The sequence below is a fragment of the Photobacterium aphoticum genome (genome assembly GCF_001029435.1).
GTDB lineage: Bacteria > Pseudomonadota > Gammaproteobacteria > Enterobacterales > Vibrionaceae > Photobacterium > Photobacterium aphoticum.
Window position 1 is genome coordinate 1 of record NZ_LDOV01000115.1, and the last position, 308, is coordinate 308.

Here is a 308-nt window from a genome sequence, read left to right on the forward strand (position 1 = left end):
TTCGATGTTTATCTCGCTGCGGTGAATTTTGGCTTGGTAGAGATGAATCTGGCCAGACAGCACTTTATCGCTGACGAGGATACTGAGCTCTTCGCACTCTTTGATCAGTTCTTTGGCTTCTTTAATACGGTTGAGATAGATGTAACAAGCCAGCATATACAGCTTGTATTTCAGCCTTAGTGAACGACTTGAGATCGCGTGGTCAATGCTATCGATCTTTTGGTAGTAGCGTATCGCACGGAAATGGTCGCCGTAGATGTCGCACAGGTTTCCCATTCCGAGTACCGACATCACGTATTCATCGATAA

Annotated in this window: 1 pseudogene; it reads right to left on the bottom strand. The window is 45.5% G+C overall.

Annotated features, from left to right (window positions below):
• Positions 1–308, bottom strand: a pseudogene (locus tag ABT58_RS23270) (GGDEF domain-containing protein); the annotation flags it as partial.